The sequence below is a fragment of the Pseudomonas sp. NFACC24-1 genome (assembly GCF_900115235.1).
Classification (GTDB): domain Bacteria; phylum Pseudomonadota; class Gammaproteobacteria; order Pseudomonadales; family Pseudomonadaceae; genus Aquipseudomonas; species Aquipseudomonas fluorescens_AA.
The window spans coordinates 58,656-81,904 of record NZ_FOVS01000020.1; the positions used below are offsets into that span (position 1 = coordinate 58,656).

Annotated in this window: 20 protein-coding genes; 17 read left to right on the plus strand and 3 right to left on the minus strand. The window is 63.0% G+C overall.

Translation table 11 applies throughout. The features are described 5' to 3' along the window. The first annotated feature begins 136 nt into the window (after nucleotides 1-136). From BM317_RS31200 to ureC, 17 genes are all read left to right on the plus strand, one after another. Nucleotides 137-412: a helix-turn-helix domain-containing transcriptional regulator gene (locus BM317_RS31200; RefSeq protein WP_256574171.1), complete on the plus strand. Its 276-nt coding sequence runs from the start codon at nucleotides 137-139 to the stop codon at nucleotides 410-412. A gap of 283 nt (nucleotides 413-695) precedes the next feature. Further along, nucleotides 696-1,094, plus strand: coding sequence for a DUF2946 domain-containing protein (locus BM317_RS18840; RefSeq protein ID WP_092475644.1), 399 nt, complete (start codon nucleotides 696-698; stop codon nucleotides 1,092-1,094). Between the two features lie 46 nt (nucleotides 1,095-1,140). Next, complete coding sequence (locus tag BM317_RS18845) at nucleotides 1,141-1,620, plus strand: copper chaperone PCu(A)C (protein WP_092171365.1); 480 nt, start codon at nucleotides 1,141-1,143, stop codon at nucleotides 1,618-1,620. Between the two features lie 57 nt (nucleotides 1,621-1,677). Then, nucleotides 1,678-2,082, plus strand: a complete 405-nt coding sequence (locus BM317_RS18850; RefSeq protein WP_092475647.1) for a DUF2946 domain-containing protein — start codon at nucleotides 1,678-1,680, stop codon at nucleotides 2,080-2,082. Nucleotides 2,083-2,164: 82 nt separating this feature from the next. Next, complete coding sequence (locus BM317_RS18855; RefSeq protein WP_092475650.1) at nucleotides 2,165-4,291, plus strand: TonB-dependent copper receptor; 2,127 nt, start codon at nucleotides 2,165-2,167, stop codon at nucleotides 4,289-4,291. Between the two features lie 176 nt (nucleotides 4,292-4,467). Further along, a complete protein-coding gene (locus BM317_RS18860) occupies nucleotides 4,468-5,847 on the plus strand; it encodes a PepSY-associated TM helix domain-containing protein (RefSeq protein WP_092171375.1) in 1,380 nt (459 codons plus the stop codon). Between the two features lie 381 nt (nucleotides 5,848-6,228). Beyond that, nucleotides 6,229-7,494 carry an urea ABC transporter substrate-binding protein gene (gene urtA, locus BM317_RS18865; protein WP_025211599.1) on the plus strand — a complete coding sequence of 422 codons (1,266 nt, stop codon included), beginning with the start codon at nucleotides 6,229-6,231 and terminating at the stop codon, nucleotides 7,492-7,494. A 161-nt stretch (nucleotides 7,495-7,655) separates the two neighbouring features. Then, a complete protein-coding gene (gene urtB / locus BM317_RS18870; RefSeq protein WP_092171379.1) occupies nucleotides 7,656-9,158 on the plus strand; it encodes an urea ABC transporter permease subunit UrtB in 1,503 nt (500 codons plus the stop codon). Further along, nucleotides 9,158-10,234, plus strand: a complete 1,077-nt coding sequence (gene urtC / locus BM317_RS18875) for an urea ABC transporter permease subunit UrtC (RefSeq protein WP_092171384.1) — start codon at nucleotides 9,158-9,160, stop codon at nucleotides 10,232-10,234. The genes urtB and urtC overlap by 1 nt, the downstream gene beginning before the upstream one ends. Beyond that, complete coding sequence (gene urtD, locus BM317_RS18880) at nucleotides 10,234-11,094, plus strand: urea ABC transporter ATP-binding protein UrtD (RefSeq protein ID WP_092171388.1); 861 nt, start codon at nucleotides 10,234-10,236, stop codon at nucleotides 11,092-11,094. The genes urtC and urtD overlap by 1 nt, the downstream gene beginning before the upstream one ends. Nucleotides 11,095-11,205: 111 nt before the next feature. Then, nucleotides 11,206-11,904 (plus strand): urea ABC transporter ATP-binding subunit UrtE, encoded by a 699-nt coding sequence (gene urtE / locus BM317_RS18885; protein ID WP_092171393.1) that lies wholly within the window; start codon nucleotides 11,206-11,208, stop codon nucleotides 11,902-11,904. 30 nt (nucleotides 11,905-11,934) lie between these two features. Next, nucleotides 11,935-12,786, plus strand: a complete 852-nt coding sequence (locus BM317_RS18890) for an urease accessory protein UreD (RefSeq protein ID WP_092171398.1) — start codon at nucleotides 11,935-11,937, stop codon at nucleotides 12,784-12,786. 150 nt (nucleotides 12,787-12,936) lie between these two features. Further along, entirely contained in the window at nucleotides 12,937-13,239 is a 303-nt protein-coding gene (gene ureA, locus BM317_RS18895) for an urease subunit gamma (RefSeq protein ID WP_003197350.1), read from the plus strand. A gap of 9 nt (nucleotides 13,240-13,248) precedes the next feature. After that, entirely contained in the window at nucleotides 13,249-13,782 is a 534-nt protein-coding gene (locus tag BM317_RS18900) for a GNAT family N-acetyltransferase (RefSeq protein ID WP_092171402.1), read from the plus strand. Between the two features lie 7 nt (nucleotides 13,783-13,789). After that, nucleotides 13,790-14,323, plus strand: coding sequence for a GNAT family N-acetyltransferase (locus tag BM317_RS18905; protein WP_092171405.1), 534 nt, complete (start codon nucleotides 13,790-13,792; stop codon nucleotides 14,321-14,323). Continuing rightward, on the plus strand, nucleotides 14,320-14,628 hold the full coding sequence (locus BM317_RS18910) for an urease subunit beta (protein ID WP_092171409.1): 309 nt from the start codon (nucleotides 14,320-14,322) through the stop codon (nucleotides 14,626-14,628). The genes BM317_RS18905 and BM317_RS18910 overlap by 4 nt, the downstream gene beginning before the upstream one ends. 124 nt (nucleotides 14,629-14,752) lie before the next feature. Continuing rightward, on the plus strand, nucleotides 14,753-16,453 hold the full coding sequence (gene ureC, locus BM317_RS18915) for an urease subunit alpha (RefSeq protein WP_060743085.1): 1,701 nt from the start codon (nucleotides 14,753-14,755) through the stop codon (nucleotides 16,451-16,453). A gap of 200 nt (nucleotides 16,454-16,653) precedes the next feature. On the opposite strand, the gene BM317_RS18920 is transcribed toward ureC, so the two are convergent. The 3 genes from BM317_RS18920 to BM317_RS18930 form a co-directional block, all read right to left on the minus strand. Next, entirely contained in the window at nucleotides 16,654-21,678 is a 5,025-nt protein-coding gene (locus BM317_RS18920) for an NEL-type E3 ubiquitin ligase domain-containing protein (protein ID WP_092475653.1), read from the minus strand. Nucleotides 21,679-21,790: 112 nt separating this feature from the next. Continuing rightward, a complete protein-coding gene (locus BM317_RS18925; protein ID WP_092475657.1) occupies nucleotides 21,791-22,090 on the minus strand; it encodes a chaperone modulator CbpM in 300 nt (99 codons plus the stop codon). A 175-nt stretch (nucleotides 22,091-22,265) separates the two neighbouring features. Then, nucleotides 22,266-23,207, minus strand: coding sequence for a DnaJ C-terminal domain-containing protein (locus BM317_RS18930; protein WP_092475661.1), 942 nt, complete (start codon nucleotides 23,205-23,207; stop codon nucleotides 22,266-22,268). Between the last annotated feature and the right edge of the window lie 42 nt (nucleotides 23,208-23,249).

Consider the following 23,249-nt stretch of genomic DNA (forward strand, 5'->3'; position numbering starts at 1 on the left):
ATAGCAGCCCCTGAACGACAGCACGGGGTTAGGCTGATGCTGCGAGGTGCCAGCTTTTGGGACTGCTTCGCAGCCCAGCGGGGATAAATCCCCTCGCCACAAAAACTACGCACGCCATTAGATTCAGGGTAAAAAAATGGCCCTTACACGAAGCTATAAACATACGATTGTGGAACGAACCAAACGTGACCCTGAGTTCGCCAAAATTCTGCGGGATGAAGCCGCTACGCGCTTCGATGCTGCTACCTACATCAAAACGCCTGAGGAAATAGAGGCCTATCTAGACGCTTGTCTCGAAGAGGATGCGGGTGACGGTGTATTGGTTCAAGCAGCCCTTAATGATATCGCCCGGGCAAAAGATGTAACTCGGATTGACCACGATACAGATTGGAAACAACCGGATATCAACTGATCAACAACATCTCCCGTGGCGAGGAAGCTTACTCCCGCCGGGCTGCGCAGCAGCCCCAAAAAGGATCGCTGTCATTCTCCTGACACACCTCGCAACTTGATATTCAGGGCCGCTGCGCGCCCAGTGAGAGCAAGCACCCTCGCCACAAAAGCATCCACTTACAAAAACCGTTGCTACTGTTAATGCAAACCCTGCGACCCTATACCGCACGCGCCTTTTTTACTTCTCAACCCCGATCAGGCTAAATACCGCCACCTGATCGCCCAACCGAGCGGATTGCCCCATGTCCCGACAACGGCTTGCATTTGCCTGGATCGCCTGCTTCGCAGTGCTGTTCAACATGCTTGCCATGCCGCTTTCCAACAGCGGTGGCGCGACTGCCAATTCGCCAGCCGAGCAACTGCTGTGGGGCAGTTTCTGCTCGTCCAGCGGCACGAAAATGGTCGCGATTTCCCTGGGCACGCTCGAACAGGGCACGCCACAGAAAGACAATCACTCGACGATGCAGCATTGCTGGTGCTGCTCAGGTCCGACGCCGTTGGTGGCGCTCGCCGGGCATGTCCCGCAGTTGTATCTGGATGCGCAACTGGCCCATCGCGGTGGCGTCCACCTGAAGCCCGACCACCCCACGCCCCGCCAGCAATGGCCAAGCCTCAACCCCCGCGCCTCGCCCCTGGTCTGATTCTTTCCGCACACACCTGCGCCCTGAATCGTTCCGGAGAATCGCCATGTTGAACAGACTTATCCTGCTGGCCGCCCTGCTGCTTCCCGTCGGCTTTGCCCAAGCTCACCAGTACAAGACAGGCGATCTTGAAATCGCCCACCCGTGGTCCCAGGAGTTGCCGCCCAATGCGCCGACCGTGGCCGCGTATTTCGTCATCCACAACGGCGGCACCAGCGCCGACAAGCTGCTCAGCGTCGACTCACCCATCGCCGGCAAGGCCGAGCTCCATGAGCATGTGATGCAAAACGACCTGATGAAAATGCAACCGGTATCCGACGTCGATATCGCCCCGGGTGCGACTGTCACCTTCGCGCCAATGGCCTATCACGTGATGCTGCTGGAGTTGAAGGACCGCAGCCTGCTCAGCGACGGCAAGCGCTTCCCCATGACCCTGCATTTCGAAAAAGCCGGGGATGTCACGGTCGAGGTTGCGGTGCAGAAAAAAGCGCCCGACGGCACCAAGACACACATGCACGCCCAGTAGACGTAGCCGCCCGTGCACGCCCTTCGCGCCAGGCCATCCATGCCCCGCCGTCAGCCCATGAGCCTGACACGCGGCAGCTGGATCAGCCTGTTCGCCATGCTGATGATCTTTATCGGTCCGCTGATTTCCCAGTCGATGCCGATGGATCAACGCATGCCTGTGAGCATGGACATGAGCATGTCGATGGACATGAGCATGGACATGCCGGCGGGAGTCCACGCCGAACATGAGGCATCAACCGACGAACACTGCCCGCCCCAGCGCGAGCACCACGCACTGTGGGAAAAGTGTGGCTATTGCAGCCTGCTGTTCAACTGTCCGGCGCTGACTGGCGGCCATGGCTTCGCCACCTTTGACACACCACTGGCCAACACCTACACCGCCCCCTCCCCGCGCCTGGGCCATGCCCGCACCGCGTTCTTCCCGGGTGCCCGCACCCGCGCACCGCCCCTCGACGCGTAAGCCGACACTCCACTCACCCGGTCGTACAAGACAGTCCCAGGCTGCCCGACCGTGTCGTCTACGTTTGTTCGATGGAATCATCATGTCCAGGTTTTCTGCTGGCATCGCGTTGGGCTCTGCCCAGGTTCGCTGCCCCCTGAACGAGCCACGGGTTCGTTTGCGCCAAACCATCGCCGCCCTGTGTGGCCTGCTGCTCACGCCTCTCGCGCTGGCCGACGAGCACGAGCATCACGACCATCAGGTCGAAGAACTGAGCCCGACGGTCATCACCGCCATCGCCCCCAGCTCGCCGCTGACCGTCGTCACCAACCCCAAGGACCCGCGCCAACCGGTGCCGGCCAGTGATGGCGGCGACTACCTCAAGACCATTCCGGGCTTTGCCCTGGTGCGCAACGGCGGCACCAATGGCGACCCGGTGCTGCGTGGCATGTTCGGCTCACGGCTGAACATCCTCACCAACGGCAGCATGCTGTTGGGTGCCTGCCCAGGCCGGATGGACGCACCGACCTCCTATATCTCGCCGGAAACCTACGACAAGCTCACCGTCATCAAAGGCCCGCAAACCGTGCTCTGGGGCCCCGGCGCCTCGGCCGGGACCGTGCTGTTCGAACGCGAGCCGGAACAGTTCGGCGAGCTGGGCACCCGGGTCAACGCCAGTGTGCTGGCCGGCTCCAACGGCCGTTTCGACAAAGTGGTGGATGCCGCCGCCGGTGGCCCGCAGGGCTATGTACGGGTGATCGGTAACACCGCCCATTCGGACGATTACCGCGACGGCAATAACGACACCGTGCCGTCACGCTACGACAAGTGGAATGGCGACGTCACCCTTGGCTGGACGCCGGACGCCGACACTTTGCTGGAATTGACGGCCGGCAAGGGCGACGGTGAAGCGCGCTACGCCGGACGCGGCATGGACGGCTCACAGTTCAAGCGCGAAAGCCTCGGGCTGCGTTTCGAGCGCTCGAACATCGGCGAGCTGCTGGACAAGGTCGAGGCCCAGGTCTACTACAACTACGCCGACCACGTGATGGACAACTACACCCTGCGCACGCCGTCCGGTACCGGGATGATGGCCGGGCCCATGGCTTCCAACGTCGACCGCCGCACCCTCGGCGCGCGCATCAAGGCCACCTGGCGCTGGGCCGATGTGCAATTGATCAGCGGCCTGGACGCCCAGACCAACGAGCATCGCCAACGCAGCAGCATGGGCGTGGACACCTACAAGGACCTGCCGTACACCAAGGACGCCGACTTCCACAACTACGGGGTGTTCGGCGAACTGACCTGGTACGCCGCCGATCGCGACCGGGTGATCACCGGCGCCCGGCTCGACCGCGCCTCAGCCAAGGATTACCGCCAGAGCATCGGTTCCGGCATGTCGGCCCGCCCCAACCCCACCGCAGACGACACTCGCGCCGACACACTGCCCAGCGGTTTTGTCCGCTACGAGCACGACCTGGACGACAGCCCCACCACCCTCTACGCAGGCGTCGGTCACACCCAGCGCTTTGCGGACTACTGGGAGCTGTTCTCGCCGGACGCCGGCCCCAGCGGGTCGCTGAATGCCTTCGATTCGATCAAGCCGGAGAAAACCACCCAGCTCGACTTCGGCCTGCAGTACAAGACCGAAATCCTCGAAGCCTGGGCGTCGGGTTATGTCGGCCAGGTCCGCGACTACATCCTCTTCGACTACACCCCCGGGATGATGGGCAGCACCTCCCGGGCCGAGAACATCGATGCGCGGATCATGGGCGGTGAATTGGGTGCGGCCTACAAACTGAGCGAGCGCTGGAAAGCCGACGCCACCCTGGCCTACGCCTGGGGCAAAAACAGCAGCGACGGCAGCGCCCTGGCGCAAATGCCGCCGCTGGACGCGCGCCTGGGCCTGACCTACAGCGAAGACCGCTGGAGCGCCGGGGCCCTGTGGCGGGTGGTGGCGGCGCAACACCGTGTCGATGAAAACAAGGGCAACGTGGTGGGCAAGGACTACGGCAAAAGCTCGGGCTTCGGCGTGTTCTCGCTCAACGGCGCCTATCGCATCAATCAACACTGGAAGGTCAGCAGCGGTGTCGACAACCTGTTCGGCAAAGCCTACGCCGAACACTTGAACCTGGCCGGCAACGCCGGGTTCGGCTACCCGGCGAGCGACCCGCAGGCCATCAACGAACCGGGGCGCACGCTCTGGACCAAGGTGGACATGAGTTTCTAACCGGCACCGGAGATCTGATTGATCGTTCCCACGCTCTGCGTGGGAATGCAGCACGGGACGCTCCGCGTCCAGCGGTGACGCGGAGCGTCACTGGATGCGTTCCCACGCGGGAGCGTGGGAACGATCAGCACCACCAAAAACATAACAACCTATTTACCCTGCGGAGCGCTTTTGCAATGAGCCAACCGAAACCGAATTTCTACAACCTGGCCTGGCGCTGGCATTTTTATGCCGGGTTGTTCGTGGCGCCGTTCATGGTGATGCTGGCCTTGACCGGGATCATCTACCTGTTCAAGCCACAGCTCGATCCACTGATGTACGGCAGCCTGCTGAACGTGCCCGCCGGGCATCATACCCTGGCGGCAGACGACCTGCTCAAGCAGGTCCGCCAGGCCTACCCCGAAGGCCAGGTCAAACAGTACCTGCCACCGGTCAACGCCGAACGCAGCGCGCAGTTCGTGGTGATCGACCAGGGCCGGGAACTGAATGTGTTCATCGACCCGTACCACGGCGACGTTCTCGGCGAACAGGATGCGAAGAGCAATCTGCAAGCCATGGCCCGGGCAATCCATGGCGAGTTGCTGATCGGCACCGTCGGTGACCGATTGGTGGAAATGGCCGCCGGCTGGGGCGTGGTACTGGTGGTCTCCGGCCTATACCTATGGTGGCCGCGCGGGCAATCATCGGCCGGTGTGCTGTGGCCGCGCTGGAGCGCCCGCGGTCGGTTGTTCTGGCGTGACCTGCACGTCGTCGTGGGTTTCTGGGGCGCGGCATTCCTGCTGGTGATGCTGCTCAGCGGCATGACCTGGACCGGCTTCTGGGGCAAGCAATACGCAGACCTCTGGAACCGCTTCCCAGCGGCGATGTGGAATGACGTGCCCAAGTCCGATGTCGAGGCCGGCAGCCTCAACAACGCCCACCGCCAGACCGTGCCCTGGGCCGTGGAAAATACGCCGATGCCGATGTCCGGTGACCATGCCGAGCACATGGGCCACGGTGGCATGCACGAAGGCCCCGCCGCCCCGACCGTCAGCCTGCAAGCGGTGCAGGATATCGCCACCGCGCGCCAGGTCACGCCCGGCTACAGCATCACGTTGCCCACCACGGCCAGCGGCGTGTTCACCGTCGCCGTGTTCGCCGATGACCCGCGCAACGACGCCACCCTGCACGTGGACCAGTACACCGGCAAGGTCCTGGCCGATGTGCGCTGGGAGCACTACAGCATCGTGGCCCGCGCCACCGAAACCGGGGTGATGCTGCACGAAGGCAAGATGTTCGGCCCGGTGAACCAGATCCTCGTGCTGCTGGTTTGCCTGATGATCCTGCTCAGCGCCGTGAGCGGCCTGGTGATCTGGTGGAAGCGCCGACCCCAGGGCAAGTTCGGCGTGCCGCCGCTGCGTCACGACTTGCCGACCTGGAAGACCGGAGTGTTCATCATGCTGGCCCTGGCGCTGATGTTCCCGTTGGTGGGGGCTTCGCTGGTGGTCGTGTGGCTGTTGGACCGGCTTGTTACCCGGTTCAATCGCCAGCCTGAGACGGCTTCACCCTCAAGCTGAGACAGTGCACTAACGGAAGGCGGTGCGAACGTTCTACTATCGCGCTCGCCCTCCAAGCTGCATACAGATCAATTGTGGGAGCGGGCTTGCTCGCGAATGCGGTGTGTCATCCGATGCATGTGTTGAATGACACACCGCTTTCGCGAGCAAGCCCGCTCCCACATGGGATCTTCAGTGGCCGCGATCAAGACGCCCCAATGTGGCGCACCAGGTCGCACCAGCCACCGCATGACGAGCACTCATGGTGCGCCACCCTGTCCAACCCCTGCGCCTTCCCCTTGTTTCAAAGCCTTTCTCCGACCGGGCACACCCCTTGCAAAAGCGCTTTCAGCGTTTGCATCTGCCCTCAAAAAAAACTCATAAGTCCATGGAGATCGCACAATGAAGCGTCGTAGCTTGATCAAGGCTTTTACACTCTCGGCAAGCATTGCCGCGATGGGCATGGCCTGGACCGTCCAGGCCGCCGAGACCATCAAGGTCGGCATCCTGCATTCGCTGTCCGGCACCATGGCGATCTCCGAGACGTCCCTCAAGGACATGGCGCTGATGACCATCGACGAGATCAACGCCAAGGGTGGTGTGAACGGCAAGAAGCTTGAAGCGGTGGTCGTGGACCCGGCGTCGAACTGGCCGCTGTTCGCCGAAAAGGGCCGTCAGCTGCTGACCCAGGACAAGGTCGCCGTGGTGTTCGGCTGCTGGACATCGGTGTCGCGTAAATCCGTGTTGCCGGTGTTCGAAGAACTCAACGGCCTGCTGTTCTACCCGGTGCAATACGAAGGCGAAGAGATGTCGCCGAACGTGTTCTACACCGGCGCCGCGCCGAACCAGCAGGCGATTCCGGCGGTGGAATACCTGATGAGCGAAGAAGGCGGCAGTGCCAAGCGCTACTTCCTGCTGGGCACCGACTACGTCTACCCGCGCACCACCAACAAGATCCTGCGTTCGTTCCTGCACTCCAAAGGGGTGGCGGACAAGGATATCGAAGAGGTCTACACCCCGTTCGGCCACAGCGATTACCAGACCATCGTGGCCAACATCAAGAAGTTCTCGGCCGGTGGCAAGACCGCGGTCATCTCCACGGTCAATGGCGACTCCAACGTGCCGTTCTATAAAGAACTGGCCAACCAGGGCCTGAAGGCCACCGACGTACCGGTCGTGGCGTTCTCGGTGGGCGAAGAGGAACTGCGCGGCATCGACACCAAGCCGCTGGTGGGCAACCTGGCGGCGTGGAACTACTTCGAATCCGTGGATAACCCGGCGAACAAGAAATTCGTCGATTCCTGGAAAGCCTACGCCAAGGCCAAGAACCTGCCAGGTGCCGACAAAGCGGTGACCAACGACCCGATGGAAGCCACCTACGTCGGTATCCACATGTGGGCGCAAGCGGTGGAGAAAGCCAAGTCCACCGACGTCGACAAAGTCCGCGAAGCCCTGGCCGGCCAGACCTTCGCCGCACCGTCGGGCTACACCCTGACCATGGACAAGACCAACCACCACCTGCACAAGCCGGTGATGATCGGCGAGATCCAGGCCGACGGTCAGTTCAACGTGGTCTGGCAGACCGAAGGCCCGATCCGCGCGCAACCGTGGAGCCCGTTCATCGCCGGCAACGACAAGAAGCCTGACTATGCGGTGAAGAGCAACTGAGCCCGTGGGTGTCGGCCCCAATCCCCGGGCCGACACACAACCCTTGTGGGAGCGGGCTTGCTCGCGAATGCGGACTCATATTCAACATTTGAGTCGCCTGACACACCGCATTCGCGAGCAAGCCCGCTCCCACAAAAAAAGCACTGCGCAAGGCCTAGCATATGCCCACCGCCCTCTACCGCCTCATCCTCGCCCTGGTGCTGCTGTTGCCACTGGAGGCCCACGCCGGCGACGCCGAAGACTTCGTCGCCGCCAACCCGACCCAGCAGGCCAGACTCCTGGAAACCTGGGCCGCGCAGCCGGAGCCTGAACGTGTCGAACTGATCAACGCCCTGCAACAAGGTCAGTTGATCGTCGACGGCCAGCCAAAAACCCTGCGCCTGAACAACCGCTTGCGGGGGCTGATCGAAACCGCCCTGGCCAGCCATCAACTGCTCGCCGTCGATGCCCGCGTACGCCTGGCCGCCGCGCAGCAACTGCAAAAAAGTGCCCGCCCGGCGCAACTGGCGTTTCTCGACCGGCAACTGGCCGGTGAGCAGGACGAAAACGTACACGCCGCCCTGAGCCTGGCCCTGGCGAACCTGCAACTGGTGGACACCAACCCGAACGTGCGCCTGGCCGCCGTCCGCCTGTTGGGGGAAACCGGCGATCCACTGGCCCGCACCCGCCTGGAAGGCCTGCTCGAACCCGGCGTCGAAACCGATGCCGCCGTGCGCACCGCCGCTGAAACCAGCCTGGGCCAGGTCAAGCGCAAGCTCCTGGTGGGCGAATTGCTGGGCCAGGCCTTCAGCGGCATGTCCCTGGGCTCGATCCTGCTGCTCGCCGCCCTCGGCCTGGCGATTACCTTCGGCCTGCTGGGGGTGATCAACATGGCCCACGGCGAGATGCTCATGCTGGGCGCCTATTCCACTTATGTGGTGCAGTTGCTGTTCCAGCGCTTCGCCCCGAACGCCATCGAGTTCTATCCGCTGATCGCCTTGCCGGTGGCATTTTTCATCACCGCGGCCATCGGCATGGCCCTGGAGCGTACGGTGATTCGCCACCTCTATGGGCGGCCGCTGGAAACCCTGCTCGCCACCTGGGGCATCAGCCTGATGCTGATCCAACTGGTGCGCCTGGTGTTCGGTGCGCAGAACGTCGAAGTCGCCAACCCGGCCTGGCTCTCGGGCGGGATCCAGGTGTTGCCGAACCTGGTGCTGCCGTACAACCGCATCGTGATCATTGCCTTCGCCTTGTTCGTGGTGGTGCTGACCTGGCTGCTGCTGAACAAGACGCGCCTGGGCCTGAACGTGCGCGCGGTGACCCAGAACCGCAACATGGCCGCCTGCTGCGGCGTGCCCACCGGCCGGGTCGACATGCTCGCCTTCGGCCTCGGCTCGGGCATCGCCGGGCTCGGAGGCGTGGCCCTGAGCCAGATCGGCAACGTCGGCCCGGACCTGGGCCAGAGCTACATCATCGACTCGTTCCTGGTGGTGGTGCTCGGTGGTGTCGGCCAGTTGGCCGGCAGTGTGTTCGCCGCGTTCGGCCTGGGCATCGCCAACAAGATCCTCGAACCGCAGATCGGCGCCGTGCTCGGCAAGATCCTGATCCTCGCGCTGATCATTCTGTTCATCCAGAAGCGTCCGCAAGGCCTCTTCGCGCTCAAAGGACGGGTAATCGACTGATGAACCAGCCCCTGATGCTCACGGCCACGCAAAAGGCCGGTCCCAAAGTCACCCTCGCCGTCGGCGCGCTGATCCTGGCCGTGCTGCTGAGCCTGCCCTTGCTGTCGCTGCTGGCGGCGGACAATCCGCTGCACGTCTCGGCCTACACCCTGACCCTGGTGGGCAAGATTCTCTGCTACGCCATCGTCGCCCTGGCACTGGACCTGGTCTGGGGCTACGCCGGCTTGCTCTCCCTGGGCCACGGCCTGTTCTTCGCCCTGGGCGGCTACGCCATGGGCATGTACTTGATGCGCCAGGCCGCCGGGGATGGCTTGCCGGCGTTCATGACCTTCTTGTCGTGGACCGAGTTGCCTTGGTACTGGGCCGGCACCGACAGTTTCCTCTGGGCGATGTGCCTGGTGGTGCTGGCGCCGGGGTTGCTGGCCCTGGTGTTCGGCTTCTTCGCCTTCCGCTCGCGGATCAAGGGCGTGTATTTCTCGATCATGACCCAGGCCCTGACCTTCGCCGGGATGCTCCTGTTTTTCCGCAACGAAACCGGGTTTGGCGGCAACAACGGCTTCACCAATTTCCGCTCGATCCTGGGCTTCGGCATCACCGAACCCGGCACCCGGGCGGTGCTGTTTTTCGCCACGGTGTTGCTGCTGCTGGCGAGCCTGTTCATCGGCTGGCGCCTGGCCCGCAGCAAGTTCGGCCGGGTACTGACCGCCCTGCGGGACGCGGAAAACCGCCTGATGTTCTGCGGCTACGATCCCCGTGGTTTCAAGCTGTTCGTCTGGGTGTTGAGCGCGGTGTTGTGCGGCCTGGCCGGGGCGTTGTACGTGCCGCAGGTGGGCATCATCAACCCCAGCGAAATGTCGCCGACCAATTCCATCGAGGCCGCCGTGTGGGTTGCCCTTGGCGGGCGCGGCACGTTGATCGGGCCGTTGCTGGGCGCCGGGGTCGTGAACGGCATGAAGAGCTGGTTCACCGTGGCGTTTCCTGAATACTGGCTGTTCTTCCTCGGCGCCCTGTTCATCGTCGTGACCCTGTATCTGCCCAAGGGTGTGATCGGGTTGCTGAAGAAAAGGAGCGAATGATGCGAATCACACCTACGGCGGATTTCATGCTCGAACCCATCCTGGAGCCCAACAAGGACCAAGGCAGCAGCCGCGACGCCATCGGCCTCGGCCAGGCAGCCGGCGTGGGCCTGAACACCCGCCACGGCACCATCCTGACCCTGGAAGACATCAGCGTCAGTTTCGATGGCTTCAAGGCCTTGAACGATTTGAACCTGTACATCGGCGTCGGCGAGTTGCGCTGCATCATCGGCCCCAACGGCGCCGGCAAGACCACACTGATGGACGTGATCACCGGCAAGACCCGGCCCAGCCACGGCAAGGCCTGGTTCGGCGAGACCCTGGACCTGACGAGCATGAGCGAAGTACAGATCGCCCAGGCCGGCATCGGGCGCAAGTTCCAGAAGCCCACGGTGTTCGAAGCCCTGAGCGTGTTCGAGAACCTGGAGCTGGCGCTCAAGACCGACAAATCGGTGTGGGCCAGCCTGCGGGCGAGACTCACTGGCGAGCAGCACGACCGTATCGACGAAGTGCTCGAGACCATCCGCCTTGCCACGTCAGTCGACCGCGCCGCCGGGTTGCTGTCCCACGGGCAGAAGCAGTTTCTGGAGATCGGCATGCTGCTGGTGCAAGACCCGCAATTGCTGTTGCTCGACGAACCGGTGGCGGGCATGACCGACGCCGAGACCGAGTTCACCGCCGAGCTGTTCAAGTCCCTGGCGGGCAAGCATTCGCTGATGGTGGTGGAACACGACATGGGCTTCGTCGGCGCGATCGCCGACCACGTCACCGTGCTGCACCAGGGCAGCGTGCTGGCCGAAGGGTCGCTGGAACAGGTGCAGGCCGATGAGCGGGTTATTGAGGTTTATTTGGGTAGGTGAGCGTCGAGCCGCAAGCTTCAAGCGGCAAGTTGAAAGCAAAAGCCGCACACCATCCTGCTCTTACTTGCAGCTTGAAGCTTGCCGCTTGAAGCTCTAAAAAACGGAGTTCAAATGCTACAGGTCCAACACCTCCACCAGTACTACGGCGGTAGCCACATCCTGCGCGGCCTGTCGTTCGACGTGAAGGTCGGCGAAGTGACGTGCCTGCTGGGGCGCAACGGCGTAGGCAAGACCACCCTGCTCAAATGCCTGATGGGCCTGTTGCCGGCCAAGGAAGGCGCGGTGAGTTGGGAAGGCAAGGCCATCACCGCGTTCAAGCCGCACCAACGGGTGCATGCCGGCATTGCCTACGTGCCCCAGGGCCGGGAAATTTTCGGACGGCTGACGGTGGAAGAAAACCTGCTGATGGGCCTGTCGCGCTTTCCCGGTGCCGAAGCCAAGGAAGTGCCGGCCTTCATCTACGAATTGTTCCCGGTGCTGCTGCAGATGAAACAACGCCGTGGCGGTGACCTGTCCGGCGGCCAGCAACAGCAGCTCGCCATTGGCCGGGCCCTGGCCAGTCGCCCGCGACTGCTGATTCTCGACGAGCCCACCGAAGGCATCCAGCCCTCGGTGATCAAGGAAATCGGCGTGGTGATCAAAAAGCTGGCGGCCCGGGGCGACATGGCGATTTTGCTGGTGGAGCAGTTCTACGACTTCGCCGCCGAGCTGGCCGATCAGTACCTGGTGATGTCCCGGGGTGAGATCGTGCAGCAGGGGCGCGGAGAAAATATGGAAGCCGAGGGTGTGCGCGGGCTGGTTACGATCTAGTCTGTAGCGTCCTGACGATAATCAGAAATCATGAATCTACCTGTCTGTTCATTGGCGCCTTCGGCCCTGTTCACCCCCAGTTGGCACGCCGAGCTGGAATTGGGCTACGCCCGCTTCGGCGAGTGCACACGCCCGGTACAGCGCCGCCACAAAGGCCCGTTGCGGGTGCAGAAGCACTTGTACGCCGAAGGTCCCGAGGTGTGCCAGCACATCATCGTCCACCCGCCCGGCGGGATTGCCGGCGGTGACCGGCTGGACATCTCGGCCCACGTCGGCCCTGGCGCCTGGGCGCAACTGACCAGCCCCGGCGCGGCCAAGTGGTACCGCGCTGCCGGGCCGGCGTACCAACAGTTGACCCTGAGCGTGGCCCCCGGCGCGACCCTGGAATGGCTGCCCCAGGAAACCATCGTCTTCAGCGCGGCCCAGGCCGAACTCGGCACGAGTATCGACCTGCAGGGCGACGCACGCCTGTTCTACTGGGACATGGTCGCCCTCGGCCGACCGGCCAGCGGCGAGCGGTTCGACCTGGGGCACTTTCAATCGCGACTGGACATTCGCCGCGACGGCCAGTTGCTGTGGCATGAGCGCCAGCGCATTGTGGGCGGTGATGGGCTGCTGGACTCGCCCATCGGGCTGGGCGGTGATCCGGTGTTTGCCACGTTGCTGGTGACCGGCGAGATCGACAGCGAACGGCTGGAACACTGCCGCTCCCTGGGCCATGCCGTGCGCGGCGACCTGACCCAATTGCCCGGCCTGGTCGTGGCGCGGTGCCTGGCGAGCGAGGCGTTGCTGGCGCGGGGGTGGTTGATTGAATTGTGGCGGCTTCTGCGCCCGGCGCTGCTCGGTCGGGAGGCCATGCCCCCGAGAATCTGGAGTACTTGAATTGGCTTTTCTGTGGGAGCGGGCTTGCTCGCGAAGGCGGTGTGTCAGCCAACTCAACTGTTGAATGTGAGCCCGCATTCGCGAGCAAGCCCGCTCCCACAGGGGGACATGTTTTAGCCCGAATTTTTTATCTGCCCTTATGGATTGCACATGGACCTGACCCCACGCGAAAAAGACAAGCTGCTGATCTTCACCGCCGGCCTCGTCGCCGAACGACGGTTGGCCCGGGGCTTGAAGCTCAACTACCCGGAGGCCATGGCCTACATTTCCGCCGCGCTGCTGGAAGGCGCCCGTGACGGCCAGACCGTCGCCGAGCTGATGCACTACGGCACCACGCTGTTGAGCCGCGAACAGGTGATGGAAGGCATCCCGGAAATGATCCCGGAGATCCAGGTCGAAGCAACGTTTCCCGACGGCACCAAACTGGTCACCGTCCACCAACCCATCGCCTGAGGCCACCTCATGACAGCCCATGTCCGTGACGCCCGTGCCGCAGACCTGCCGGCGATCCGCGAGATCTACAACGACGCCGTCCTCAACACCACGGCGATCTGGAACGAACAAGCCGTGGACCTGGGCAATCGCCAGGCCTGGTTCAGCGCCCGGCAGACCCAGGGCTACCCGGTGCTGGTGGCCGTCGACGCCGAAGACAACGTGCTGGGCTACGCTTCGTTCGGTGACTGGCGGCCGTTCGACGGTTTCCGCCACACCGTGGAGCATTCGGTGTACGTACGCAGCGATCAACGCGGCAATGGCCTTGGCCCGCTGCTGATGGACGCGCTGATCGAACGTGCCAGGGCCTGCGATAAACACGTCATGGTCGCGGCCATCGAAAGTGGCAACGCGGCCTCGATTCGCCTGCACGAGCGGGCCGGTTTCGTGATCACCGGGCAGATGCCCGAGGTGGGGACCAAGTTCGGCCGCTGGCTGGACCTGACCTTCATGCAGTTGAACCTCAACCCCGGGGCGTTACCGCCTGCCATCAACAAGGAGTGAAAAGCCAATGAACGCCGCCCAGTTGCGTCGGGTCCACGCCGAGAGCTTTGCGCATTATCGCCAGGGCCTGATCGATCTGTTGCTCGACGCCGTCGGCTACGGGGCCAGCGTGGGGTTCATGGCCGATCTCGATGCCGTCCAGGCCCGCGCCCATTTCGACGAGGTCCAGGCAAGCCTCAACCAGGGCCACCTGCTGCTGTGGGTGGTGGTCAAGGATGAACAGGTACAGGCCAGCGTCCAGCTTGCCCTGTGCCAGAAGCCCAACGGCCTCAACCGCGCCGAAGTGCAGAAGCTGCTGGTCCGCGGTGAGGCTCGCCGCCGCGGGCTGGGCCAGCAATTGATGAGCGCCCTGGAACTTGGCGCCCGCCAGCACAAGCGTGGCCTGTTGTACCTCGACACCGAGGCCGGTTCCGAGGCCGAGGCCTTCTACCGCGCCATGGGCTACACCCGCGTCGGTGAACTGCCCGACTACTGCCAGAGCCCGGACGGGACCTACACCCCGACCGCCATTTACTACAAGATTTTGGGGCAACCGCAATGATTCCAGGGCAATACCAGGTCCAGCCCGGCGACATCGAACTCAACGTCGGTCGCCGCACGCTCACGCTGAACGTCGCCAACAGCGGCGACCGACCGATCCAGGTCGGCTCGCACTATCACTTTTTCGAGACCAACGACGCCTTGACCTTCGACCGCGCCGCCAGCCGTGGCATGCGCCTGAACATCCCGGCCGGCACCGCGGTGCGTTTCGAACCGGGCCAGAGTCGGGAAGTCGAGCTTGTCGATCTGGCTGGGTTGCGGCGAGTTTACGGGTTCGCGGGACGAGTCATGGGCGACCTGGATTGACTTCAGCTGCAAGACTCGAGCTGCAAGCTGCAAGAAAAAGCAGTTTGCGGCGCTCCCCCCTAACTTTGTTTTTACTTGAGGCTTGCAGCTTGAAGCTCGCAGCTCAGTTCCGAGGACCGAAGAAATGAAAATCAGTCGTCAGGCATATGCCGACATGTTCGGCCCCACCGTCGGCGACAAGGTCCGCCTGGCCGACACCGAGTTGTGGATCGAAGTGGAAAAAGACTTCACCACCTACGGTGAAGAAGTGAAGTTCGGCGGTGGCAAGGTGATTCGCGACGGCATGGGCCAGAGCCAACTGTTGGCCGCCGAGGTCGTCGACACCTTGATCACCAACGCACTGATCATCGACCACTGGGGCATCGTCAAGGCCGATGTCGGCCTCAAGGACGGGCGCATCGCCGCCATCGGCAAGGCCGGCAACCCAGACATCCAGCCCGACGTGACCATCGCCATCGGCGCCAGCACCGAAGTGATCGCCGGCGAAGGCATGATCCTCACGGCCGGCGGCATCGACACCCACATCCACTTCATCTGCCCCCAGCAGATCGAAGAAGCGCTGATGAGCGGCGTCACCACCATGATCGGCGGCGGCACGGGCCCGGCCACCGGGACCAACGCCACCACGTGCACCTCCGGGCCGTGGCACCTGGCGCGCATGCTCCAGGCCGCCGATGCCTTCCCAATGAATATCGGCTTCACCGGCAAGGGCAACGCCAGCCTGCCGGAGCCGTTGATCGAGCAGGTCAAGGCCGGGGCCATCGGCCTGAAGCTGCACGAAGACTGGGGCACCACGCCCGCGGCCATCGACAACTGCCTGAGCGTGGCCGACCAGTACGATGTGCAGGTGGCGATCCACACCGACACCCTCAACGAGTCGGGTTTCGTGGAAACCACCCTCGCCGCGTTCAAGGGCCGCACCATCCACACCTACCACACCGAAGGCGCCGGTGGCGGCCATGCGCCGGACATCATCAAGGCCTGCGGTTTTCCCAACGTATTGCCCAGTTCCACCAACCCGACCCGGCCGTTCACCCGCAATACCATCGACGAGCACCTGGACATGTTGATGGTCTGCCATCACCTGGACCCGAGCATTGCCGAAGACGTGGCCTTCGCCGAAAGCCGCATCCGCCGCGAGACCATCGCCGCCGAAGACATTCTCCACGACCTCGGCGCCTTCTCGATGATCAGCTCCGACAGCCAGGCCATGGGCCGCGTCGGCGAAGTCATCACCCGCACCTGGCAGACCGCCGACAAGATGAAAAAACAACGCGGCGCCCTACCCGGCGACGGCGAAGGCAACGACAATTTCCGCATCAAGCGCTACATCGCCAAGTACACCATCAACCCGGCGATCACCCACGGCATCAGCCATGAAGTGGGCTCCATCGAAGTGGGCAAGTGGGCCGACCTGGTGCTGTGGCGCCCGGCGTTCTTCGGCGTCAAGCCGACGCTGATCCTCAAGGGCGGAGCGATTGCCGCCAGCCTGATGGGCGACGCCAACGCCTCGATCCCGACGCCACAACCGGTGCACTACCGACCGATGTTCGCCAGTTACGGCGGCTCACGGCATGCCACCAGCCTGACCTTCATCAGCCAGGCCGCCGCCGAGGCCGGGTTGCCGGAACAACTGGGGCTGAAGAAGAGAATCGCCGTGGTCAAAGGCTGCCGCGACGTGCAGAAGACCGACCTGATCCACAACGACTACCTGCCGAGCATCGACGTCGATCCGCAGACTTACCAGGTCAAGGCCGACGGCGTGTTGCTGTGGTGCGAACCGGCTGAAGTGCTGCCGATGGCGCAGCGTTATTTCCTGTTTTGAACCGGCGCGGTTCCTGTGGCGAGGGCGCTGCTCCCGCTGGACCGTAGGAGCTGCCGAAGGCTGCGATCTTTTGATCTTTCGCTTGGGACTCAAGCGTTTGGGGAAAGATCGCAGCCTCGTTGCACTCGACAGCTCCTACGGCTCCTATTCGGCGGGAGCACGCGTACTCGCCACGGTTTTCATTGCCTGAAAGGATCAGCCTACAGGTCGGTACTGCCTGGCAACTGCTCCAGCTCGGTTCGCGTCAACGACTGGACCAGCTCCGCTTCCTTGATCTTGTGTTGCAGGCCCAACGCCTCGGACTGGCTGATGTAGTCGGCTTCCTCCAGGGTCCCGGAGGCCTTCGCTTCATCCAGCTCGATCTGGTTGGCGATAAGGGTGTCGTTCAGCGCCTGGAAGGAGGGCCCATGGGCCTGCTTCAAATAATCGATCCAGAAATCCCGGCCCACCAGCGACTGAAACTGCTGGGGGGAATCGTCCAGCGCCAACACCTCATTGGCAGCGGCATCGAGCATTCCAGGGGTGACATCTCCCAGCGTGAGAAAAGCCCCGCCGGCGGGTTGCCCCGGTAGCCCCAGTCGATCCTTGAGCCCCACACGGTAAGCCAGACGGACCTCGACTTCTTCTATCAGCGCCAGGTTTTCGCGCTTTTCATCGTTGGTCAGGTCGGTGCGGGCATTGATCGCATCACGGCGCCGCTGGATATCCTGCAGGGCAATACGCTCTACCTCATCGAGGCGAAACAGCCCCTTGGCCAGCTGGACCAGTGTTGCCGCCTCATCCTTTCCAACCGCCAAGGCCCTGGCGTTATGGATCATCAAGCGGATTTCCAGGTAGCTGAACGACAAGGCTGCGCGATCTTCACAGGCCGGTCGGCCGGCCAGGTCGAACAGCTCATGACGCAAGTCGGTGGCGTTGCCCATCGCCTCGAGCATCTGCCAGACGCGGGCCTGGAGGTCCGGATAATCTTCCAGCCCCTGGTAAGAGTTAGCCAACCGATGCAACAACTCAAAAAACTCTCCCGAGTGCTGCTCATCCGCCAGGCTTTGCCACAAGGCTCTTTTTTCCGCCAGTTGGCCCGCAGGCAGGTCGCGCAGCCATTGCTGCATATTCGCCGGCCCGACCGGCGCTGAAAACCCAAACGCCTCGGGCAAACGCAGGACCGCCCATTCAGGACGCGTCTGCAAGACCGTCGCCCAATAATCACGCATGCGCTGCTGGACCCCCTCGCTCAACGGGTTGCCCTGCAACAACGTCACCCGATTGAGGCGTGCGGTAGCATGGGCACGCTCGGCGGGCGGGTCGAGCAGGTGATCCGGCACCTGGGCCAAGCCGTTGTCGCGCAAGTCGATCAGCTCCAGCGGTTGGTCGCGCAGGCCGGTGGGCCAGGCAGTGATCCCGGTGTTCTTCAGGTGCAATCGTTCCAGGTCAGGTAGCCTGCTGAAGTCCGGCAGGCGCAGCAGCAAGTTGTTATCCAGGTCGAGATTTTTCAGCCGGCCAAGGCTTTGCAGGATTTCAACGCTACGCCGTGTCAGGCCGATCTGGTTATTCGCCAGTCGAAGCGTCTCCAGATTTCGCATACCCTCCAGGGTTCCGGGAATATCCATCAGCCTGTTCCTGGGCATTTCCAAGCGCTTGAGGGAAGAGAACCTGCTGAGGAAGATGTCGCAGTAGTACAGCGTCAGGCCCATGTCAGACATCTTGAGCACACCCACATGGCTGAAGTCGGCCGTCAGCTCCGGCAACGCGCCGATGTTCAATCTGCTCAAATCAAGCTCATACCCGAGCCGGCGGCCATCGGCCCCTGCAACGACCCGGGTCTGACGCCTCCAGCAGCGCTCGATTTGTTCGGCCACCGCCTGCCTGATCCCTGCCGGTACTTGCTGATAGCTATTACCCACGTGACGCCATCCGAGGGTAGCGACCCAGCGGTCCAGATCCCGACGCAGCATTTTCAACTCGACTTTACGTCGTTTGAGCTCCCTCACCGCGCCATTGCCCAGCGATCGCAACAGCGCCTCGGTCTGCTCCGCCGTGTAGCTCGGGTACAGCTCCTGCACCCGACTCTCCGGCGAGCGGCCCAGGCGCAACCAATCCCGCAGCCCACCCAGGGGGTAGCCGACTTTGCCCGAAGCCAGGCGCATCGGCGATTGGAAGGCGGGCTTGAGCGCAGGCATCTTCAAGCGGCTCGCCAGCGTATCCCGATCCACTGGCGAAGCGCCGATGGCCTCTCTCAACTGGTCGCCGTGATGGATCGAGGGTCGAGCCATGGCCCGGCGTTCGGCATCCGGCAGGGCATGCTGCAAGGCATCGAAGACACTGCCCCAATGGCTCAACTCATTGCCGCTGTCGTCAAAGGCCTGGTAGACATCATCGTCCTTGACCACGACCTTGGTCTGCGTCGCTTTTTGCGGCCCGATGCTGTCGATCAAGGCGCCGGACACATCGGCCTCGCGCAATTCGATGCGCACTGTGTCGCTCCAGCCAGGCAAGGTTTCCAGGGTCGCCAACACCAATAGAGGCGTGTCCGCCGTGGCCAAGGCGTCCTGATACAGGCCTTCGTAGGCTCGGTTCAAACGCACCACGCGCTGATAATGGCGCAGCTCTTCGGCGATGCGCAGCGGGATGGGCTTGGTCTGGCTGGCCTCGTCGAAATCCCAGGCGGCCATTTGCTGCAACTCTTCGGTACCGGCCAGGGTGATGATCTGCTCGATCGCCTTTGCCGGAACCGAGGGAAAGCGGGACTTGATCAGCGTGACATGGGGGTCACCTCTCGTTTCGTCCATGGCGTAGTAATCGTTGAGCAACTGCACCTTTTCATTTACGGCCGCTTCGGCGAGTGCCTGGCGCAGGTGCCGGACGCGAGCATCCATGTTGGTTTTCGCAATCGGCGGGCTCGCCGTGGCCAACAGGTCGGCGCCTGCGGCATCCACCGCTTCGATCAGGTTCTTCAACAACGAAGGTGTGCGGACCTTGGCCTCGGTCAGGCTGGCTTCACGAAACGAGGTCTCGCCTTCCGAGGGCCGGACGTATTCCCAGCGCGTCCGCCCGGCGCCGTCGACGACCTTCAGCTTCAGCCCTCTTGGCCACGGGCCATATTGGGTCAGCAGGTGCAACATCGGCTCGGCCAAGTCATGACCCAGCGGCTCCTCGCTTTGCAGTTGCCCGATGAACGTGTCGATTTGTCGGCAGAGGTCGAAACGATCCAAAGTGTCGGCCAGCAACGCCGGCACCGGCTCGCCCTCGACATGCACCCGTCGCAGCACGTCCTGCGGGGTCGCGCTGGCGAGGCGGATCTGCTCCAGTTCAGCATCGCTGAAGTCCTTGACGCTGTGGCCCAGGCGCCTCATCAGTGTCGGGCCTTCCCAGGTACGCGGTTGTTCCAGTTCGTGATGCCAGGCACCGTTGCCGTTGTCCGTCAGCTCGGGCTGGTAGGCCTGCGGACGGGAAGGATGACGAATGCGATAGCGAAGGGTCTGCGGGTCCCGTTGCACTTCATAATGTTGGTCACCCAGCGGCAGAACCTGCCGGTCGCCGACCCGATACAGGCCCTGGGTATCCGGACTCGACGCCGGGGGTGGCGCCAGCTCACTCTGGTAAACCCTCAGGTCGGGGCGCCACAGACGCGATTCGCCGTTGGCCAATTGAACCGGCTCCAACTGATCCACCGCGCCCGACCATCGAATGTGCGGCAGCACCGCCGCACCGGTGGCGACGAAGGCGGTGTTGAGGGCCACGCTGGAAAAATGCGCCCACATTTCCCGGGTCTCCCCCCGCTCGAACGCTTCGATGCCTTCAAAGGCCTCGTTGAACATCTGCACGGCCCCGACCGTCAACATCAGCGGCCCCAATCCTGGCACGACGAACGCCGCCAGGTTGAACACGTCGACCACCGCGTCCAGGTAACTGTCCAGGCGCGCCAGGCGGGCTTTCTGGTCTTCATCACCGGTAGGCACCGCCACCGCGCGCGCGTCAGCCCGGATCTTCTCGATCTGCCGCAGGCGTAGCGAGCCCCACAGGTCGCCGGGAATCGGCGCCGTGGCCATGGGCAGGTTGCGCAACGACGATTTGAGTGGGTAATCGGCCTGGTCATCGGCCGTCGGGGAGATTTGATAGAAGTGCTTGAACTGCCGGAAAAACACCCCTTGCTGACGCAGCGGCACGAAACGGCTGAAGAAGCGGCGGTAGGCGCTACCGTGCAAGCGTCGCCGCAGTTCGGCCATGAAGTCGGCGCTGGAGGCATAGGCTTTCAGGGGATGCTCGGGATCACCCGGAAGGTAGGCCACGACCGGCACCACCCGGCGACTGTTTTCAAGGTCGGGGCCGATCAACAGCGGGCCGACCAGTTCGATGTCGAACACTTTCAAGGAGGTGAAGGTCACGGCCTGGCCATCGAGGGTGACGTTTCTGGCACCGTCGATCACCTGCTGCAACATCGCGTAGACCGCCGGACTGATGTCGGCCTTGGCCCAGGCGATCTCGATGTTCAGCGCCAGGCCCTGCCGGTGATGCTCCTCCAGTGAATGATCCAACGGGTTGTATATCTTGCTGTCGTCGGGCCGCAGGACAGCGTTGATGTGCTCCTGATACTGGCGCCCCAGGTCCAGGGTGCGGCACAACTTGGCGAAGGCTTGCGGGGCAATCGGCAACGCGCCTGCGCGAACGGCGTCGATGAAAGGCACCACTGCGCCGCCTTGGGACGGACGCACCGTGGTAATGAGGCTGCAATCGGTGCAGGCGGGCTTGCGCGCTTCCTCCGGCGCGAAATTGGCCAGCGCCGCCTCCAGCAATGAGGTGCCACGATATTCGTAGCGATCGAAGTGACCGCCCTCGCTGTCCAGGACCAGCGCCCCAAAAAGATCATCGCGGGTCTTGCGCTCGTACTTGCGGACGAAATACACCTCGTTGACGTTCAGCGTGAGGTTGAACTCATCCAGGAGCGCCTGCTCGAGCAAGGGTTCGGCAAAGGCGCGGATGTCCTGGATATTGCCCAGCCGGTTGTCGACCTGGTTCAGGCGCTCGCGGTAGCGGGAATGACTGTCCTTGAGGCTGTTCCAGAGGTCGGGGGAGGCTTTCGCATACCAGTGCGGAAGCGTCAGTTCATGGTCGCTCAGTTCCTGCTGGCGTTGCACGATAGCCCCGCTGTACCAGCCGGGAATACGGGCTTTGAGCAGGTCCAAATGCTCGCCTTGAGGAATGGCGAGACGAGGGGTGAAGCCTGGCATATCGGGTCATCCTTGACGATGGAAAACCCGAGCCTAACCCGTGTGCCGCCGCGGCGTGCGGTAACTATTTATTGCTTTTTCGACAAGACATGACGGATACGAACCGCCACGATCACTCCACCCAACGGCCCAACTGCTGGCGCAGCCGACGATTCTCGGCCCGTAGCTGCTGGACTTCCTCCAACAGGTCCAGCGCCAGGGCGACGCCTTCCCATTCCAGTTCCAGCTCGCGGCGCAACTTGGCCGCGCGGCGGGCCAGGACCAGTTCGTAGTCGGTAAAACGCCAATCCGCAGGAGCCGTGCCGTGGGGTTCGAGGATGCCGTGGGCGACGATCTCGATCACATGGACATCCGCCAACGCGGCAGCCTCGCAAAATTCCGTCAGGGTCAGTTCAATGATCGGGTTGTTCATGGTCTGCTTCTCCCAATGCCTTAACTGTGTAGGGGTGCAAGAACGTAGGAGCTGACGAGTGAAACGAGGCTGCGATCTTTCCACCCCACATTGAGTCTAGAGCGAAAGATCAAGAGATCGCAGCCTCGTTTCACTCGTCAGCTCCTACGCTCCTACCAACAAAGACTGGCCGCTGTCAGAAATGCTCCCGCGGATCGAACGCCGCTTTCTTCGCCAGCTCTGCCCACAGTGCCTTGACCGCCTCATCGTTGGCCTTGGGCATCACGGCCTTGAGCTGCACGAACAGGTAGCCGCGCTCGCCGGCCTTGTTGCGCAGGCCGTGGCCCTTGGCGCGCATGCGCTGACCGTTCTGGCTGCCGGCCGGGACCTTGAGGTTGATCTTGCCGGTCAGGGTCGGCACCGCTACTTCGGTACCCAGCGCCAATTCCCACGGTGCCAGGGGCAAGGTGATGATCAGGTCCTGGCCTTCGACGTCGAACTTGGGGTGCGGCGCGAAACGAATGGTCAGGTACAAGTCGCCGTTGGCGCCACCACCGACACCCGGCGCGCCCTGGCCCTTGAGGCGGATACGTTCGCCGTCGGTCACGCCCAGCGGGATCTTCACGTTCAGGCTTTTACTGGTATTGCTCACGTGCTGGCCGGCCGCGTTGTATTGCGGCACCTGGAAGCTGACTTTCTTCGACTCGCTCGACAGGGTCTCTTCCAGGAAGATCGGTAACTCCATTTCCACGTCTTGCCCCCGACGGCCGGCGCTGCGACCTGACTGTCCGCCACCAAAACCCGACCCACGATTACCGAAGATCGAACTGAAGAAATCCGAGAAGTCGCCGGCGTCCTGGCCACCGCCAAAACCGCCACGGCTCTGCCAACCCGGCGGCCCCTGGAACGGCTGGCCGTGCTGGCCATAGCGGCGCAGGTCGTCGTACTCGGCGCGCTTGTCGGCGCTTTTCAGCGCCTCATAGGCTTCGGAGACATCCTTGAACTTGGTCTCGGCGTCCTTTTCCTTGCTCACATCCGGGTGGTACTTGCGCGCCAGTTTTCGATAGGCGGCCTTGATCGTGGCGTCGTCGGCCGTCGGCTCCACACCCAGAATCTTGTAATAGTCTTTGAAGTCCATCGAAGGATCACCATCCGTTATCGATATCGCACCACCACCCGC

Excerpts from the sequence above, each read along its gene's own strand:
- BM317_RS18840 (WP_092475644.1), top strand. The coding sequence starts at position 696 with ATGTCCCGACAACGGCTTGCATTTGCCTGGATCGCCTGCTTCGCAGTG.
- urtD (WP_092171388.1), top strand. The coding sequence starts at position 10,234 with ATGCGAATCACACCTACGGCGGATTTCATGCTCGAACCCATCCTGGAG.
- ureC (WP_060743085.1), top strand. The coding sequence starts at position 14,753 with ATGAAAATCAGTCGTCAGGCATATGCCGACATGTTCGGCCCCACCGTC.
- BM317_RS18930 (WP_092475661.1), bottom strand. The coding sequence starts at position 23,207 with ATGGACTTCAAAGACTATTACAAGATTCTGGGTGTGGAGCCGACGGCC.
- BM317_RS18910 (WP_092171409.1), top strand. The coding sequence starts at position 14,320 with ATGATTCCAGGGCAATACCAGGTCCAGCCCGGCGACATCGAACTCAAC.
- BM317_RS18925 (WP_092475657.1), bottom strand. The coding sequence starts at position 22,090 with ATGAACAACCCGATCATTGAACTGACCCTGACGGAATTTTGCGAGGCT.
- BM317_RS18900 (WP_092171402.1), top strand. The coding sequence starts at position 13,249 with ATGACAGCCCATGTCCGTGACGCCCGTGCCGCAGACCTGCCGGCGATC.
- BM317_RS18920 (WP_092475653.1), bottom strand. The coding sequence starts at position 21,678 with ATGCCAGGCTTCACCCCTCGTCTCGCCATTCCTCAAGGCGAGCATTTG.
- BM317_RS18850 (WP_092475647.1), top strand. The coding sequence starts at position 1,678 with ATGAGCCTGACACGCGGCAGCTGGATCAGCCTGTTCGCCATGCTGATG.
- urtE (WP_092171393.1), top strand. The coding sequence starts at position 11,206 with ATGCTACAGGTCCAACACCTCCACCAGTACTACGGCGGTAGCCACATC.
- BM317_RS18905 (WP_092171405.1), top strand. The coding sequence starts at position 13,790 with ATGAACGCCGCCCAGTTGCGTCGGGTCCACGCCGAGAGCTTTGCGCAT.
- BM317_RS31200 (WP_256574171.1), top strand. The coding sequence starts at position 137 with ATGGCCCTTACACGAAGCTATAAACATACGATTGTGGAACGAACCAAA.
- urtA (WP_025211599.1), top strand. The coding sequence starts at position 6,229 with ATGAAGCGTCGTAGCTTGATCAAGGCTTTTACACTCTCGGCAAGCATT.
- urtB (WP_092171379.1), top strand. The coding sequence starts at position 7,656 with ATGCCCACCGCCCTCTACCGCCTCATCCTCGCCCTGGTGCTGCTGTTG.
- urtC (WP_092171384.1), top strand. The coding sequence starts at position 9,158 with ATGAACCAGCCCCTGATGCTCACGGCCACGCAAAAGGCCGGTCCCAAA.
- BM317_RS18860 (WP_092171375.1), top strand. The coding sequence starts at position 4,468 with ATGAGCCAACCGAAACCGAATTTCTACAACCTGGCCTGGCGCTGGCAT.
- ureA (WP_003197350.1), top strand. The coding sequence starts at position 12,937 with ATGGACCTGACCCCACGCGAAAAAGACAAGCTGCTGATCTTCACCGCC.
- BM317_RS18845 (WP_092171365.1), top strand. The coding sequence starts at position 1,141 with ATGTTGAACAGACTTATCCTGCTGGCCGCCCTGCTGCTTCCCGTCGGC.
- BM317_RS18890 (WP_092171398.1), top strand. The coding sequence starts at position 11,935 with ATGAATCTACCTGTCTGTTCATTGGCGCCTTCGGCCCTGTTCACCCCC.
- BM317_RS18855 (WP_092475650.1), top strand. The coding sequence starts at position 2,165 with ATGTCCAGGTTTTCTGCTGGCATCGCGTTGGGCTCTGCCCAGGTTCGC.